Raw genomic sequence first — 17875 nt, forward strand, 5'->3', positions numbered from 1 at the left:
CCCTAAATTATCCTGGTCGACGGGGTCATTTTTATTTTAGATTTACTTGTTTTTGTCTACCTTCATTTTTCTCACACTCTCACCGGTAAGTTCTATCTGATGCGCCGAGTGGACGATGCGGTCAAGAATGGCATCAGCGACTGTTGGTTCTCCTATTGCATCATACCAGTTGGCAACCGGTAATTGTGAGGTCACAATGATAGATTTGCGCTCATGACGATCTTCGATGATGTCAAGCAATATTGAACGTTCTTTAGCGTCAAGAGGAACAAGAAAGAGATCATCAAGTATAAGTAACTGACATCGTTCTATTTTCTTGAGTTCGGCCTCGAAGATCCCCTTTGTCTTTGCAACTTTTAGCGCTCCCATAAGTTTGGATGCATTGGCATAGTTAGTTCGTATTCCGTTCTTACACGCCTGATACCCAATGGCTGTTGCAATATAACTTTTGCCGGTTCCGGATGAACCGGTAATGAACAGATTCTTTCCTTGACGGATAAAGTCAAGCGACGAGAGCCGTTCTATATGGTTGCGGTCGAGACTTCGATTGATGGTATAGTCTATATTCTCAAGATAAGCCTTGTATCGAAAGCCGGCCCCTCGAATCAGGCGTTGTATGGAGGCATCCGAACGATAGTCCCATTCACGAGCCAATAGTAATGAGAGGAAGCCGTCAGCAGTCATAGACTCGGCAACGGTGGACTGCAGGCTTTCCTTAAAGGCGGCAGCCATACCATGCAGCTTCATACGGTTCATCAGATCCAGAGAAATGATATTTTGGTCTTTCTCCTGAGTAACGGGTGCGGTTTTATTATTTGTTTCCATTGTTGTTGTTAGTTTTTGTTGTTGATTTTGAGAAGTATTCACGTCCACGGATGTTCTTGTGGTGCGGAAGTGATAAGTTGGTGTCCGAGTCCTGATCAGCCTGTGGCAGAAAGTCTGCATCATCGCCCCGGTTCAGGATACCGATAACATCTTGATATCCGTAAACGCGCATCAATGAAGCACAGGCGCATGCCGCCACAAGCCTGTCCTGTCCGAAGGTCTTTTCCAAGGCTAGGATACCTCTGCATGAGCGGAAGGCCTGAGGCATATATTTCTTCTGCGATGCTACATCCTTGAGATAAAGCAAGACGATATTATCTATCTGAGTAGCTCGTTCAAAAACCTCGTCCAGATCCTTTTCGTAGCTACCATGCCTACCGGGAAGATTGTGTGCCTCCTTCCGAGTGTAGCCATAGGGAGTGTCATCACGCTGGTGGGTTGTTACCAGCCGCAGGCCATAGAAGATATCGAGAGTATCAGCATCGTAAACAATATCGACACGCTTGCCTACATATTCCTTTGGCACGCTGTAATGATGCTTCTTGAGAGTTACATAGCTATTACGCATCACGGTCACAGATTTGCGTTCCTTCATCTGATACCGCACAGAGGGTAAAGTTCGTAGATAGTCTTTTTCTACCTCTTCAAACAACTGCCTGCGAGACTGATTGCGTCCGGTAAGTTTTCTCTCGTTGAAACGACTTAGAGATTGGATAATGCAGGCATTGAGTGATTCCAAATCATGGAACATCAGACCTTCGAGATCGGTATAAACAGACTTGTACATCAGTTTTACAGCGTTCTCTACAAGGGCTTTGTCTTTTGGGTGCCTGACACGTGCCGGATATACACTACAACCATAATGCTCGGCAAAAGCGGCAAAGTCTTCGTTAATAACCGGCTCATTGCGATTGCTCCGAGTTACCGCCGACTTCAAATTGTCAGGGACGATTGCAAAGGGCACACCCTCATAGAAGTGTAGTGCATTCTCACATGCTTTTATAAGGTCTTCTTTCTTCTGCGACCAGACTGCCTCACAGTAGGTATAGTGGCTACAAGGAAGGATGGCTACAAAAACTTCAACGGATCTGACTTCGCCTGTTTGCTCATCAACAACCTCTAGACGGTCGCCCGCAAAATCAATATACAGCTGGTCTGCGGCGTAATGCTCAACGTGACCCACCGGACGTGATACAAGCCGATAACGTTGTATGTACGCGCCGAAACTTGCATGACGGAATCCACCCGGATGCTCTCGCCGGTACTCTTCATACAAAGATTTTACTGTCACTCCTTTGCGTGTAAGTCTTGCGGCATACTCAGGTAAGAGCGCCTCCAGTTCCAACTGACGCACTGAAGGGGTACGTTCCCTCTCACCGCTGCTTCCAAACATCTCCTCAAGGCGCTTCGCCGGCATGGACTGAAGCTGCTCCATTGGCATACCACTCTCTTGAAACAAACGCACATACTTGCGCACTGTGTTACGGGATAGCTCAAAGGTCGCGCTGATACCTTTTATACCCATCCCCATTGCATAGCAATGAAGAATGTTTGCTAATTTTGTTGTCATAGTAATTTTAGTTTTAACCCATCGACCAGGAGGGTAAATCTAAATTACATAAAAATCCCCTGTTGGTTTATATTCCGACAGGGGACATTTTTATTTTGGCGAAAAGGGTCAAACATATTTTGGTACATGGGGTCAATTTAGACTGGCACGAGGGGGCAACGCTCACTGGATTTTCCAGGTGGATCTTAGGTGACTATAATACGCATAAACGGATGGTACGCGACTTAGTCGTAGAATCGGGATATGCCGCTGTTTTCATAAATTATAACCCTTCGCCAGAGGCTAAATATCCACAGGCTATCAATGAAATTTATGCAGCTACCAAGTGGATATCAAAGCATGGAGGCGAAATAAATATAGACAGTAAGCGTCTGGCTCTGGTCGGAAATAGTGCCGGAGGAAATATGGCTATTGCTACCAGCTTATTGGCAAAGAAAAATAATGATTCATTTATCAAAGTTCAGATTTTATTATGGCCCGTGACAAATACTGATTTCGATACAGAATCGTACAAAATATATGGTGAACAAAGATTTTTGACTGCATCATTGATGAAATGGATGTTCGATCAGTATACAACCGATTTGAAACAATGTAAAGAGATTTACCTTTCTCCACTTTTGGCTTCTATTGATGAACTTAGGGGATTACCACCGACCATCGTACAGGTGGCAGAAAATGATATATTGAGGGATGAGGGCGAAGCGTTTGGGCGTAAACTCGATGAAGCAGGAGTCGATGTTACAACTATCCGTTACAATGGTGTAATTCATGATTTCGGGCTATTGAATGGGTTAGCAGCCTCACCCCAAACACGTTCGATGGTCATATATTCGGCAGGTATATTAAAATATTATCTCAAATAAATAAAAAATAGTTATGAAAAAAGTATTATTTGGTCTAGTAATTGGCTCTTTATCAGGGTATTTGATTCGTAAGCTGCAAGACGATGGGCAATTTGACTGTATTTATGACAATGCCAACAAATTTTTCAGGAAATCAAAGAAAGATTTAAAGAATATAACCGATATTGTTAAAAACGAAGCCGGATATTTAAAAGATCGAGTAGAGGTGAAAACTGAAAAATAAAAAAGAATGTTTTTTTCGATTCTTCCGGTAAATGAAATACGGTAAATAAAAATACCATTTAGGGAAATTATTCCTTAAATGGTATTTGCCGTATGTTTTACAAAGATTAGGAATGAAGCTAGAGACCTCTGATCTATACCCATACGATCAAATTTCATATACATATATAATAGGAATTACACATCTAACGAGTCCATAAAGGTATATAATCACACAATGGTATATCTGTAATATACCTACATAGAGCTTCCTATTGCTTTACCCTGTTATTGGATACAATAAATACTTTCATTTAATGCTTATTTACTCCATCTGTCATATTTTAATCGTTTAAACCACAATAAGGAATCTACAATGAAAAGTAGAATGAAAGGAAGCATAAGTAAAATACTTATAAATGTTTTTATCCCCAATCCATTGAATTCTCATTCGGATGTAATCTCTTAGCAGGCACAAATACCGAAAAATTTCTATAGATATAAAATGGGGTTGTGTTTGGTAGTTAAAATATTTGTTATTCGTATAAAAAAAAACAATAATTAACTATATGTCAGTATTTTACAGCAAAAAGGCAGTGATCTTTAAATACTTAGACGTATCTTTGTATTAAAGATTTGAGTTTTTATTACAAATTTCATACTTATCCTTTAATTCCGCAGATTTTTAGTTTAAAGTGCTTATTTGCCGTAATTCTCTTCTGATTATTTATTTTATAATTTTTTTACAATGAACATTTTTATCGCAGGTTTGAGTTACGATGTTAACGATGCCGATTTAAACACTCTTTTTAAGGAGTATGGAGTTATTAATTCAGCTAAAGTTATTATGGATCGTAGTACCAGCAGGTCTAAAGGCTACGGGTTTGTTGAAATGGACAACAACGAAGATGCAAATAAAGCAATTTCAAAACTGAACGGAGTTGAATATGATGGAAGAACTATCTCAGTCTCAGAAGCAAGACCTCGTCAGGAAAGAAATAACAACTCTTATGGTAACAATAGAGGAGGTTATAACAACAGATATTGACAAATATTTTACAGATTCAATATAAAAATAAGGTAGCTCAATCGGGCTACCTTATTTTATTTACTCTCGATCATATTTTTATCTTAGTAAAAAATATCTATAGAAAATAAGTTGCTGATAGATGGATTTTAGATAAGATCTTTCAGCGTAGAGATACAACATTGAACAATATGTACTCCAATATTTTGAACTCTGTTTTTTATAAGTAGAGCTGTATATTGATCTACAATACCACACTTTTTTAGGTGTAGAAACAACTATATTTCCGATCCTGATTTTTTGTTTATTTGTCAGATCAGGAGGAGTACTGGTCATAACCTAATTTAAAAAGATATAGGAAAACGTGATGAAGAAAACGCTTTTAATAGATGAGAGAGGTGATCGTCTTCCGGCGGGCCTCTCTCTACGAAATGTAATATTATGCAAACATCTTACACTCGCTATATTAAAACAGTAATTACATATATTTCGTTTAATAAATTACTGTTAATTAACCTACTAATAATTTAAACTTCTTAAAGAACGACACCTTCCTTGATTTGAATTTCTTTTATTTTACGATCAGCTTTTTGTCGGGCTTTCATTTTTGACTTTTCTGCTTTTTCGATAGCCTTGAGAGTAGATTTTTCTAATTTTTGTTGATCTTTATTGGCTCTTTTCTCTACATCATTACTTGCATCTTTTCTCGCTTTTTCAGATGATTTTTTATTGTTCTTTTCTTGTTGTTTCTTCACCTTTTCAATATTTTTTTCTTGTTGTTCCTCTGCGTTCTTAATTTCTTTTGCTTCTTTCTCCTTAATTTTAGTTATTTCAGATGATGTCTTTTCACTGATTACCACATTTTGCCCGTGAAGAAAAACAGGTAGCGATATGCCTATCAGCATAATTGTAAAAATGATAATTTTTTTCATTTGTTTTTGTTTTGAATAATATATTCCTATTATAATAAACATTTGAGAGAATTATTAGTTGGTTATTTCACAACAAATTAACGAATATTGTTTATCAGTTCTAGATTGAAGTACAAATAGTTTATAACCTTATTCAACAGAGTAATTCACTATAAATCTTTCATAAAGAAACGAGTAAAATAAAATTCATGGAAATTCATTTCAGCCGCTTACATGATAGGTGTTTAACTATTAATAACTTGTAGATAATGACAAAATATAATAATTTACTATTAGTGCTTGAAAATAATTTTACCTTTACAATACATCAGCCTTTTACTGCGAAAGATATACTCCTCTCAGAAACATTTGAGAAAAAGGAAAGATCAGATGTAGAAGGCATTAATTAATATAGTACAATGTCAATTACAAATATCCGTTTAGAAGTTATGCACTTCTTAGAAAAAAATGTAGATCATTTTATTACTCAGTTTTTGGTTCCTGTTGAAAAAATATGGCAACCGTCTGATTATCTCCCCGACTCAGAAAAAGAAACTTTTTTTGAGGATGTAAAAGAATTACGCGAACTGGCCAAAGAACTTCCTTACGACTTTTGGGTCGTATTGGTCGGGGACACCATCACCGAGGAGGCTTTGCCCACTTATGAATCGTGGCTGATGGATGTAGAAGGTATAGACAATGTAGACGGAGAAAAGCGCAACGGCTGGTCAAAGTGGATCAGGCACTGGACAGGAGAGGAAAACCGTCACGGCGATTTATTAAACAAATATCTTTATTTATCCGGCAGAGTGAATATGAGAGAGATTGAGCAGACTACACAACATCTGATCAATGACGGCTTTGATATTGGAACAGGAAGAGATCCTTACAAAAACTTTGTATACACCAGTTTTCAGGAATTGGCAACCTTCATTTCACACAATCGTGTAGCAGAAATGGCTCAAAAAATGAGTAATGATAAATTGTCGAGAATGTGTAAACGTATTGCAAGTGACGAAATGAGGCATCACCATGCTTACAGCGAATTTGTAAGGCGCATATTTGAGGTGGACCCTAGTGAAATGATGCTCGCTTTCCAGTATATGATGAAACAAAAGATTGTTATGCCCGCTCATTTCCTGAGAGAATCGAAAGAGAAAATAAGTACTGCCTTCGAACAGTTTTCAAATGCTGCACAGCGCATCGGGGTATATACTGCCACTGATTACGTAGATATTATGCAAAAACTGATAGATAAATGGCAGATAGATAAAATTTCAGGATTAACAGACGAAGCAGAACGTGCCCGTGATTTTCTGATGAAGCTTCCTGCACGTATGTCTAAAATATCAGAACGATTGGTTATTCCAGTCGATTCTTATATTTTCAAATGGGTACAACCTGCTGTGAAATAATACCATTGGACGAAGTATTGTCATTATTCGTGGCAATACAGGTGAAAGATAAACTCTTATTTAAGAAGTTATTACAGAAAGTCGAATTTGAATAAATAAAGTCAATCAAACACAGATAAGAGCATATTAAAGAATTCCATCATGTATAAATGTTAAAATACGTCGATTCGCTTATAATTGTAGTTAGCAGAATAGCGCAAAACGAAGAAGTATAATTGTTACCAACTATAAACAATGCCCAGACCCTAATCGTTATTTTTTCAAGTCATCCAATCCTTTACGATTCTTTTCTGCTCGCTTATTAGCCTTATCCGCTCGTTTCTCTTTTAGATTCTTTTGAGGAGCTTTTCTGTCTGCTCTATCTTTTCCTTTTTCTTCTTTTGACATAGTTTTTTTGTTTTAAATAGTTTTTCAAGATCAGGATTTCTTATCGAAAATATATTACATAATTAAAACTATAAGTTATATAATTAATAGTTTCAACACTTTTGATGACTTTACCTAAGAATTATGTAACTTATTGAAGATATTATGTAACACAAACACCCATAAATCAACATACCTTTTAAAATAAACAGAAGAAACAAATATGTTAGATTTTAGAAGTTATAAGAAATTCCAAAACAAAGTCAATAATAAACCTTTTTACGGTGAATTGTTTAATACAGAACAGTTGGCAGAGTATTCGAAAGCACTTGGAGAGGATCATCAGGCAACAGGGAGTACACAGAGTAATTATCTGCGAGAGCAATTAGATTATAATGATGGTGTTCTGCACGATTTCAATAATGAAATGTTAACAAGTAGCAATCGAAGTTATGTAACTCCCGCTATCGAATGGATGATCGACAATTTTTATTTAATTGAAGAGCATATTTTATTAGCCCGACATCACTACCCCAAGGAGTATAACCAAGAACTTCCTTGTCTCTTAAAAGGTGAATATAAAGGGATACCCCGTATATATTCTTCAGTCATAGAACTCATCTCCCATACGGATTCTCAGATTGATATAGAATCGCTTTCTGCTTTTTATAAGACATACCAAATAAAATCTGCCCTCAAGATAGGAGAGTTATGGGCAATTCCTATCATGTTACGGTTGGCGTTAATCGAAAATTTGCAACGTATTGCAACTCGATTACAGTTAAATACGAAACATCGAGATATAGCAAAACTGTGGGTCGACAAGTTGGAAGATACCGCTCTCAAAAAGCCCTCCAAATTGATTGAGATAGTAGCTGATATGTCCCATTCCGATATTCCGACATCCGGTTCTTTTGTATCGGAATTCAGTCAACGGTTATCGTCTCAAAATTCGACATTACAGATAGCCCGGAATTGGCTTGAACAAAAACTGGCGGAGGACGGGCTTTTTATAGACGAACTGATCTATCAGGAAAATCAAAATCAGGCAGCAAATCAATTATCTGTTAGTCATATCATAAATAGTCTCCGGTTTATAAATACAACCGACTGGAAAATATTTGTTGAAAAACAAAGTATTGTAGAGCAAATCTTACTTAAAGATCCCTCCGGAACTTATGGATCTATGGATTTTAATACTCGTGACCATTATCGACATATTATAGAATCATTAGCACAAAACAGCCTTAGATCAGAGATTGAAATCGCTCAATCTGCAATTACATTAACCCAATTGTATAAAGATACAGGCACACAACAAGCTCATGTGGGCTATTTTTTAATAGGTGATGGAAAATATTTACTCGAAAAAGAAATTGATGTAAAAAAGACTGTCTCGACAAGAATAAAAAATGTATTAAGAGGTGCTCCCTTAGCTATTTATGCCGGATCTATAGCTATATTATCTCTACTAGGATTTATCCTATTTGTTTCTGTCTTTCAATCTAAAGAAATATCAATAACACATTGGCATTTCATAATTTTATCATTTCTCTTTCTTATTTTCATTAGCCAGTTTGCAGTATTCTTCGTCAATTGGATAATTACACTTTTTGCAAAACCGGATATTCTACCTCGGCTCGATTTTTCCAAATCGATACCGATCGAATGCCGTACAATGGTTGTTATCCCAACCATCATTTCGAATGAAGAAAATATTGATAATCTTATCTCCCAATTGGAACTTCATTATCTGTCGAATAGAAATACCAATCTTCATTTTGGATTATTGACAGACTTTCCGGATGCTGCTAACGAGAAAGAGGCCTCCGATGATCTCTTGCTCAACCGGGCACGTTTGGGGATTGAAAATCTCAATAAAAAGTACAGGATTGATAACGGCACTTTGTTCTATCTATTTCACCGTCCTCGTCAACGGAATCCGAAAGAAAAAACATGGATGGGATATGAGCGAAAAAGAGGTAAGCTAATGGAATTTAATTCATTACTAAGAGGAACAGAAAACAATTGCTTCTCACGCATTGAAGGAGAACTGTCTATATTGCTAAGCTTTAAGTATGTGATAACCTTAGATGCAGACACACAATTATCGCCCGACACTGCTCATAAGCTGATAGGAACAATGGCTCACCCACTGAATCAGGCAGAACTTGATGTGAAACGCAATGTTGTAATTCGGGGTTATGGTATTCTTCAACCTCGCGTTTCGTCCAATCTTGTCAGCAGTCAATGTTCCCCTTTCTCACGCTTGTTTACAGGCGACTCGGGTATTGATATTTACACACGAACTGTATCCGATGTCTATCAGGATGTGTTTCACGAAGGTTCTTATATGGGTAAAGGTATTTATGATGTAGATGCATTTGAAACCAGCTTAAATAACCGTTTTCCTGAGAACAAAATACTTAGCCACGATTTGTTGGAATCATCCTATATCCGTTCCGGACTTGTTAGTGATATAGAAGTTTCCGAATCATTTCCTTCGGGTTATAATATGGATGCAAACCGTCGTTTTCGCTGGATACGGGGCGACTGGCAAATCTTACAATGGATATTGCCTTGCGTTCCTAATTCGGGTAAAGGTTTTTCCCGAAATCCTATTTCGAGTTTAAGCAGATGGAAAATACTTGATAATTTACGTCGAAGTATAGTCTCGCCTGCAACATTGTTATTTTTGATCGGATTTGCAACATTGTTTCCTCAAAAACTTTGGTCAGGTCTATTGTTGATTCTTCTCATTATCGCTCTTCCTTTTGTATTGGAGAATATAACCAACTCTTTACGCAAAGCAAAGGACCAATCGTGGAAACTCCATTTATGGGAGGTCTTAGAAAAAAGCATGCATCAATTTAAACAGGTTTTATTTGCATTAGTTGTTCTCCCATACGAAGCCTATCTATGTGTAAAAGCAATTATTGTCACTCTTTGGCGACTTACTATATCTCATAAACATCTGATGCAATGGCAAACCTCTGCCGATGTAGAGAGAAAAGCAGTTAATACGCTATCGGGATTCTATAATAGAATGTGGTTTTCGCCCGTAATGGCTATCTTCTGCGGAATATCGTTAGGTATGTACAACCCTATCATGCTATACGTTTCTCCGTTTTTATTTATATGGATAATTGCTCCATATATCGCTTGGCGTGCAAGTTGTCCCACAATCCCCAAAATATCTCACATAACAAATGAGCAATATCTTCTATTACACCGTATAGCCCGTAAAACCTGGCATTTTTTCGAGATATTTGTTAATGAAAAGGAGAACTGGTTAGCACCCGACAATTTTCAGGAGACACCCAATCCTGCTATTGCTTCCCGTACTTCTCCTACCAATATTGGTCTGTCGTTATTAGCCAATTTATCCGCCTTTGATTTAGGATACCTGACAGCCGGAAAGTTTGTAGAGCGAACTAAGCTGACCTTTGATACTATGACAAAACTGCAAAAACACAAGGGGCATCTGTATAATTGGTATAATACCGAAACACTTGAGCCTATGTTCCCGCTGTATGTTTCGAGTGTCGATAGTGGTAATCTGGCAGGGCATTTGCTTACACTCGCCCAAGGGCTAAGGGAATTAGAAAAAGACAATATTTACAAGCCTGTTATTTTCGAAGGGATGCTTGACACTGTACAGACAATGAGAAACATTGACTGCAAAAACAAGGCTTTAATTCTATTCGAAAAGGAATTATCTAAGTCTTTGCCCGAAACTTTAACCGCCGCGTTTGCCCTTTTAAAATCCGCAGAAGAACAAATCGAACAGATCAATAATACTTTATCATCCGACGATGCCGTACTAAACTCATGGGGTGCGGTATTAAAGAAAAACTGCAAGGAGTATGTTGACGAAATGCTTTTTCTTGCCCCTTGGCTTGCCATATCACTTCCTGTTCCTGTTGAAAGATCGGGAGAAAGTATTGCAGATAAACAGATGAATCATGTAATTTCTACACTGGAAGCTTTAGATTATGTGCCTACGTTAACACAAATAGCCAATTTAGAAGCTATCGGTATTTGTTCACAAATTCAATCTGTATTAGAGCAATTGTCCGGCAAAGATAATTTATCAGCAGATAGAGAAATAAAATACTTAACACAATGGCTGGCTTGTCTGAAGGATGCAATAAGGAATGCAAAACAAAGAATACGTATTGTCAATGTTCTGGCACAGCAAAGTGATAGTTTTGCCAAAATGGATTTTGCCTTTTTGTATGATCCAGTAAAGAAGTTATTCTCGATCGGATATAATGTCATCGAACAACGGATGGATCAAGGTTCGTACGATATGTTAGCTTCCGAAGCACGCTTGTGTAGTTATGTAGCCATAGCTCAAGGACAAATTCCGTTAGAGCATTGGTTTTCGCTCAGCAGATTACTTATTTTTTCGCAGGGCAAACCTATATTAGTCTCGTGGAGCGGTTCTATGTTCGAATACCTGATGCCACTGTTAGTTATGCCAAATTATGAGCAAACATTGCTCGACCAAACCTACAAAGGAGTAATCTATGAACAAATCGAATACGGTAAAAAATTCAATATTCCTTGGGGAATTTCAGAATCAGGATTAAATCGTACTGATACTCAATTCAATTATCAATATAAAGCTTTCGGGATACCAAGTTTGGGATTGAAGCGAGGTCTGTCAAAAGATCTGGTGATTGCACCTTATGCCACTCTTCTGGCTCTGATGGTTAATTCGCGACAAGCGTGCGAAAACTTGGAACGCCTTACTGATGACGGCTTTGAAGGCATGTATGGTTATTACGAGGCTGTGGATTATACACCATCTCATCTGCCGTTAAATGAAACAAGCATAGCTGTTCACTCCTATATGGCACATCATCAAGGTATGGGACTTGTATCGATATCCAACATAATGAAAGGAAATAAGATGCAGGAGCGTTTTATATCTTGCCCGATGATTAAGGCTTTTGAGCCTTTATTACAGGAAAAAAATCCTCATAATATAAAGATCGATGTTATATCGGATGACTCTAAATTTGAGATCGAAGGGACTAATCCGTTATTATCTAACAGTGTAAGTTATACTCGAGTTTTCGATAATAAAAACATACCACCCGAAATCAACTTGCTATCTAACGGACGTTATCAGGTAATGATAAATAACAGTGGTGGAGGCTATGGCCGATGGAATAATTTAGCTGTCACCCGTTGGCGTGAAGATGCAACCGCAGGTTGTCATGGATTATTCGTTTATTTACGCGATGTTGATACAGGAGAATACTGGTCGATCGGAAACCAACCGATACCAAGTCCTTCTGATGATTACAGCGTAAAATTCACTCAGGCTTATGCCGAATTTAAACAACAACATTCTAAATTGGAAGTAAGAACAACCATCTGTGTTTCACCCGAAGATGACATGGAACTGAGGCGAATAACCTTAACCAACCATACCAATAAGTCACGGAGAATAGAACTGACTACATACAGCGAAGTGGTTATATCGTCACAAGATGCAGATGAAGCACACCCTGCTTTCAATAACTTGTTTGTACAAACCGAATTTAATGCAGCAGCTTCGTCCATATTGTGTACCCGACGTCCCCGTTCACAGGATGAAACCCCACCATACTTACTGCATTTGCTTTTATCCGGGCAAGATCAGGAAAATGACGTTACGTGCGAAACTGACAGGGCTTCTTTTGTTGGTCGTGGACATTCATTGTCAAAGCCTTTGGCAATGAGGCAATCCGGAGCATTATCAAATAGCGAGGGTTCTGTTCTGGATCCTTGTATTGCATTGCGACGATCGATCGTTATCCCAGCCCGAAAGAGTGTAAATGTATATGTGCTACTAGGTATGTCCAACACGCATTTAGGAGCATTGTCCCTATCGGATAAATACCAGAACATCCGTATGACCGATCGTGCCTTTGAATTGGCATGGACTCACAGTCAGGTGGTTCTTTATCAACTTAATATTACCGAGACCGAAGCTCAGGTTTTTGCGAAAATGGCAGGATCTTTGGTTTATGCTAATCCTTTATTCAGGACAGATCCGAATACCATAAAAAACAACAGACGCGGACAGAGCGGATTGTGGAGTTATGGGATTTCAGGTGATATCCCGTTAGTGTTATTACGAATAAAGGATATAACAAATATAGAATTGGTACGTCAATTGATTTTGGCGCATGCTTACTGGCGGATGAAAGGTTTAGTGATCGACCTTGTTATATTGAACGAAGACACATCAGTGTATCGCCAATCGTTGTATGATGAGATAATAAACCTGATACATAGTGGAGTAGATGCTACGTTCTTAGAAAAGCAAGGTGGCATTTATGTTCGACGGATAGAGCATATGCCACATGAAGATATAGTGCTCCTTCAGTCTGTTGCCCGAATTGTAATCGATGATGAGCAAGGAACATTATTCGACCAAATGGAAGGTAAGTTAACTACGGATGTTCAAACTCCAATATTAAAACCAATACTTGCTATTGAAGACGTCAGTACAATAAAATTTGTACCCGATGATGTTATACTTTCAAATGGTGTCGGTGGATTTTCTCCCGATGGGCAGGAATATATTATTACATTAAAACCGGGAGAATCGACACCGGCTCCTTGGTGTAATGTATTGGCAAATGAACATTTTGGAACGGTGGTATCTGAGAGTGGAAGTGCTTATACTTGGGGCGAAAATGCACATGAGTTCCGTATTACATCTTGGCATAACGATACAATACTGGATTCATCGGGTGAAGCCTTTTATGTTCGCGATGAAGAAACGGGGCAGTATTGGTCACCAATGCCTTATCCCACGAGAGGAAATACCCCTTATGTCATTCGACATGGTTTTGGTTATACTGTTTTTGAACATACTGAAAACGGAATAGAATCAGAACTATGGATGTATGTAGCTTTGGACACATCCATAAAATTCACAATCTTAAAAATAAAGAATATATCGAATCGCCCTCGGAACTTATCTGTTACCGGCTATTATGAATGGGTATTGGCAGAGAGAAAATCTAAAAGCCTTTTGCATACGCAGACAGTGGTAGATATAGAAACAGGAGTGCTTTTTGCTCATAATTTTTACAACTCAGATTTTGCAGGAAAGATTGCTTTTATAGATGTCAATGAGCCCCGAACGGTGACAGGCGACCGAAAAGAATTTATTGGGCAAAATGGAAGTTTATCCGATCCGGAAGCGATGACGCATACTCGGCTATCCGGAAAAACAGGAGCAGGTATAGATACTTGTGGAGCTGTGCAAGTTATTTTTAATTTGGCAGAAGGGAAAACTAAAGAGACTCGTTTCAAGTTAGGTTTTGCTCAGAATAACGAGGAGATGAAACAGTTAGTGCGTCGTTATCGACAAATAGGATCTTCGCAACAAGCATTGGATGATGTTCGTAATTATTGGAATCGAACACTTGGAAAAGTCAAGGTAGACACTCCTGATTCTTCTGTAAATGTAATGGCTAACGGTTGGTTACTGTATCAAACATTGAGTAGTCGTATTTGGGCACGTTCAGGATTTTATCAATCAGGCGGAGCATATGGTTTCCGCGATCAGTTGCAAGATGTAATGGCTCTGGTTCATGTTGAACCTAATATAACCAGGAAACAAATACTTCGTGCAGCCGCGCATCAGTTTACGGAAGGTGATGTACAACATTGGTGGCATCCACCAATGAACCGAGGAGTACGAACACATTTTTCGGATGACTATTTGTGGTTGCCTTATGTCACATGTCAATATATTTTAGCTGTTGGAGATAATGATATTTTAGACGAAATCATATCGTTTATTGAAGGACGAGAGCTACGGGCAGACGAAGAATCATATTACGATCAACCCAATCATTCAGCCGAATCTGCATCTCTTTATGAACATTGCGTGAGGAGTATTAAGTACGGTCTTAAATTCGGCGTGCATGGTTTACCTCTCATGGGATGCGGTGATTGGAACGATGGTATGAATCTGGTAGGAAAAGAAGGAAAAGGTGAAAGCGTTTGGCTTGGTTTCTTTTTGTACGATGTATTAGTCAAGTTTTCGGATGTGGCAAGGCTTCGCAATGATGAATCTTTTGCTCAGTACTGTGTAGATCAAGCAAAAGAATTGCAAAAAAACATCAGGTTACATGCTTGGGATGGCAAATGGTATCGTCGAGCCTTTTTTGATGACGGTAGTCCTCTCGGTTCTGTCTTGAATGAAGAATGCCAGATTGACTCTATTGCTCAAAGTTGGTCAGTAATTAGTGGTGCAGGAGATAAGGAGCGTTCGGTAATGGCCATGAATGAAGTTGATATGCAGTTAGTTGAAAGAGAGGCCAAACTTATCCGACTGTTTACACCTTCATTTGATAAATTATCTCTAAATCCGGGTTATATAAAAGGATATATTCCGGGAGTCCGTGAAAACGGAGGGCAATATACTCACGCAGCCATCTGGACAGTGTTGGCTTTTGCTATGCTGGGAGAAACGGATAAAGCATGGGAACTTTTCGATTTACTGAATCCTATACAACATGGCGCCACTGCAGAAGATATTGCCATTTACAAAGTTGAGCCTTATGTGGTAGCTGCAGATGTGTACACAAACCCTCAGCATCTCGGACGAGGAGGCTGGACATGGTACACTGGTTCAGCATCATGGATGTATCGTTTGTTGACAGAAACATTGTTAGGCATCAATCGTGTGGGAGATAAACTATTTCTAACTCCCCATTTGAAGAAAGAATGGAATAGTTACAAAGTACATTATCGTTTTCAAGAGACTGTTTATCATATTACGTTCAATCGAGTCGAAGATTCTATAGAACTCTATCTTATTTTAGATGGGCAGAAGCAGAATGATTTAAACACTCTACATATGAAGAATGATTGTACAGAACATTTTGTTGAGGTTTGGATTAGGTAGTAAAACATGAAATTGTTTAGCCTCAATAAGATAGAAAAAAGCTTCTCTAAAAGGTCAAATCAAAGCCTTTGGAGGGAGCTTTTATAAGTTTTCAATATTATTCCGGCGTTTATTCTTAAGGTTCTTGTAAAAAGTAGGAGTCAATCCGGTCACTTTTTTAAATTGATAGGATAAATGGGCGAGGCTACTATAATGTAATTTATAGGAAATTTCGGTAAGGTTCAATTCATCATAAAGAATTAATTCTTTTACCTTTTCTATTTTATGTATAATAATAAAATGTTCAATAGTAACACCTTCTGCCTCCGAAAATAAATTGGCTAAATAGGTGTAGTTGTTATTTAGTTTTTCACTCAGATAGTCAGAAAAGTTTACCTTTAGTTCTTCTCTAGCGTGATGTATCAGTTCTATAATGATAGTTTTTATCTGTTCTATCTGGATTACCTTTTTATCATCCATCAATTCAAGTCCCGATTTCAATAGTATTGTCCGAAGCTGCTCTTGCTGTTCAATTGAAATTTTCTCTAAAGTTTCTATTACTCCCAACTGAACACTGGAATATTTGACTCCGATCTCATCAAGATTGGATTTCACCATCATTATGCAACGGCGACTAACCATATATTTGACATATATCTTCATAGGAGTGCTTATTTGATTGTAATATCCTGATTTATTTAGGTCTGCTTGCGCAGAAAGTTTTTTTACCCAAGTATAGATTAGGAAACATAGAACAGACCCTGATATATCTATGAATTGTGTAACATTCATATAGAACTATATAACTACATTTCCTTATTGAAGTTGTATCTTTAGGTTGAACGGTAAATAATAATAAAGAGAAAAACTATGACAACAAAATTAATACCACGCACTACCAAAGACATAGCAAAAGCAGCTTCTTCTTTGTGCTTTGGTCAGATATTTTCTTTCAATAGTGCCCTAAAGCTTTATCATTGGTATGTAACAGGGAAAGGGAGCTATTCGCAACATATGGCTTTAGACGCAGCTGTAGACAGCTTGTTAAAGGCAACAGATAGTTTGGTAGAAACTACCATTAGTATGCATGGAGATATTGAAATAGTCATTCCTGAAACTTGCATCCCTGATGATATTATCAAATACACCAAGGACTTTTATGCATACATGGAAACTCAGAGGGAATTGTTTTCCGAAGCTTTTACCCAATCCATTATCGACGATTATCAAGAAACTGTACAACGACTTCTGTATAAATTGCAGCGATTGCAATAATTATTGAAGAGAGTATGAAAAAGTGTTATCTCTATCATATTCTAAATGAGCAAAAATAGCGGGTAAGTAATTATACTTACCCGTTTAATATTATACTTCAGTTCATTTGATTAGTAACGATTCCCATTGTAGCCACCATTTCCACCACGGTTGTTGTAACCTCCGCTAGCTCGATCTGTTTTAGGACGAGCAATAGTTACAGTGATCGTCTTGCCTTCATAATCAGCATTGTTTAGCTCATTGATAGCTTTTTGCCCTTCTGCATCATTAGGCATTTCAACAAAGCCAAACCCACGTGATCTTCCGGTTTCTCTGTCTGTAATAATCTTAGTAGATTCTACTTCGCCATAGGCTGTAAATAATTCTTGTAAACTCTCGCTTGTTGTGCTAAAGTTTAGATTCGATACGTAAATGTTCATTCTTTTTATTATTAATTATTATTGGAGACATCATTATTGGTTAGACAGATCCTTACAGCATTCATCATGCCTCTTAGACCACATTCAAAATTGGA

12 protein-coding genes are annotated in these 17875 nt (G+C 38.0%); 6 read left to right on the top strand and 6 right to left on the bottom strand.

Annotation, left to right across the window (positions count from 1 at the left end; all coding sequences use genetic code 11):
- Positions 1-42: 42 nt before the first annotated feature.
- On the bottom strand, positions 43-825 hold the full coding sequence (istB, locus tag ACYQ3L_RS05510) for an IS21-like element helper ATPase IstB (protein WP_459952321.1): 783 nt from the start codon (positions 823-825) through the stop codon (positions 43-45).
- Entirely contained in the window at positions 812-2395 is a 1584-nt protein-coding gene (gene istA, locus ACYQ3L_RS05515; RefSeq protein ID WP_380002093.1) for an IS21 family transposase, read from the bottom strand. The genes istB and istA overlap by 14 nt, the downstream gene beginning before the upstream one ends.
- Before the next feature lie 119 nt (positions 2396-2514).
- On the opposite strand from istA, the gene ACYQ3L_RS05520 reads away from it, so the two are divergent.
- The 3 genes from ACYQ3L_RS05520 (at position 2515) to rbp (ACYQ3L_RS05530) (ending at position 4510) form a co-directional block, all read left to right on the top strand.
- Entirely contained in the window at positions 2515-3261 is a 747-nt protein-coding gene (locus tag ACYQ3L_RS05520; RefSeq protein ID WP_459952467.1) for an alpha/beta hydrolase, read from the top strand.
- 13 nt (positions 3262-3274) lie between these two features.
- On the top strand, positions 3275-3484 hold the full coding sequence (locus tag ACYQ3L_RS05525) for a hypothetical protein (protein ID WP_287612316.1): 210 nt from the start codon (positions 3275-3277) through the stop codon (positions 3482-3484).
- A 726-nt stretch (positions 3485-4210) separates the two neighbouring features.
- A complete protein-coding gene (gene rbp, locus ACYQ3L_RS05530) occupies positions 4211-4510 on the top strand; it encodes an RNA-binding regulator (protein ID WP_194225803.1) in 300 nt (99 codons plus the stop codon).
- A gap of 515 nt (positions 4511-5025) precedes the next feature.
- Here rbp (ACYQ3L_RS05530) and ACYQ3L_RS05535 read toward each other — a convergent pair.
- Positions 5026-5421 carry a hypothetical protein gene (locus tag ACYQ3L_RS05535; protein WP_380001566.1) on the bottom strand — a complete coding sequence of 132 codons (396 nt, stop codon included), beginning with the start codon at positions 5419-5421 and terminating at the stop codon, positions 5026-5028.
- A 428-nt stretch (positions 5422-5849) separates the two neighbouring features.
- Here ACYQ3L_RS05535 and ACYQ3L_RS05540 point away from each other — a divergent pair, with 428 nt between their 5' ends.
- On the top strand, positions 5850-6815 hold the full coding sequence (locus ACYQ3L_RS05540; RefSeq protein ID WP_380001564.1) for an acyl-ACP desaturase: 966 nt from the start codon (positions 5850-5852) through the stop codon (positions 6813-6815).
- Between the two features lie 252 nt (positions 6816-7067).
- Here ACYQ3L_RS05540 and ACYQ3L_RS05545 read toward each other — a convergent pair whose 3' ends face one another.
- Complete coding sequence (locus ACYQ3L_RS05545; RefSeq protein ID WP_006844260.1) at positions 7068-7202, bottom strand: hypothetical protein; 135 nt, start codon at positions 7200-7202, stop codon at positions 7068-7070.
- Positions 7203-8040: 838 nt separating this feature from the next.
- Between ACYQ3L_RS05545 and ACYQ3L_RS05550 the strand changes: the two genes are divergently transcribed.
- On the top strand, positions 8041-16107 hold the full coding sequence (locus ACYQ3L_RS05550) for a GH36-type glycosyl hydrolase domain-containing protein (protein ID WP_459952362.1): 8067 nt from the start codon (positions 8041-8043) through the stop codon (positions 16105-16107).
- An 81-nt stretch (positions 16108-16188) separates the two neighbouring features.
- Here ACYQ3L_RS05550 and ACYQ3L_RS05555 read toward each other — a convergent pair whose 3' ends face one another.
- Positions 16189-16749, bottom strand: coding sequence for a helix-turn-helix domain-containing protein (locus ACYQ3L_RS05555; RefSeq protein ID WP_380001560.1), 561 nt, complete (start codon positions 16747-16749; stop codon positions 16189-16191).
- 207 nt (positions 16750-16956) lie between these two features.
- On the opposite strand from ACYQ3L_RS05555, the gene ACYQ3L_RS05560 reads away from it, so the two are divergent.
- On the top strand, positions 16957-17361 hold the full coding sequence (locus tag ACYQ3L_RS05560) for a DUF5856 family protein (RefSeq protein WP_380001558.1): 405 nt from the start codon (positions 16957-16959) through the stop codon (positions 17359-17361).
- 110 nt (positions 17362-17471) lie between these two features.
- Here the strand turns inward: ACYQ3L_RS05560 and rbp (ACYQ3L_RS05565) are convergent, their stop codons facing one another.
- Positions 17472-17780 carry an RNA-binding regulator gene (gene rbp / locus ACYQ3L_RS05565; protein WP_380001556.1) on the bottom strand — a complete coding sequence of 103 codons (309 nt, stop codon included), beginning with the start codon at positions 17778-17780 and terminating at the stop codon, positions 17472-17474.
- Between the last annotated feature and the right edge of the window lie 95 nt (positions 17781-17875).

It is taken from the genome of Dysgonomonas termitidis (assembly GCF_054657735.1).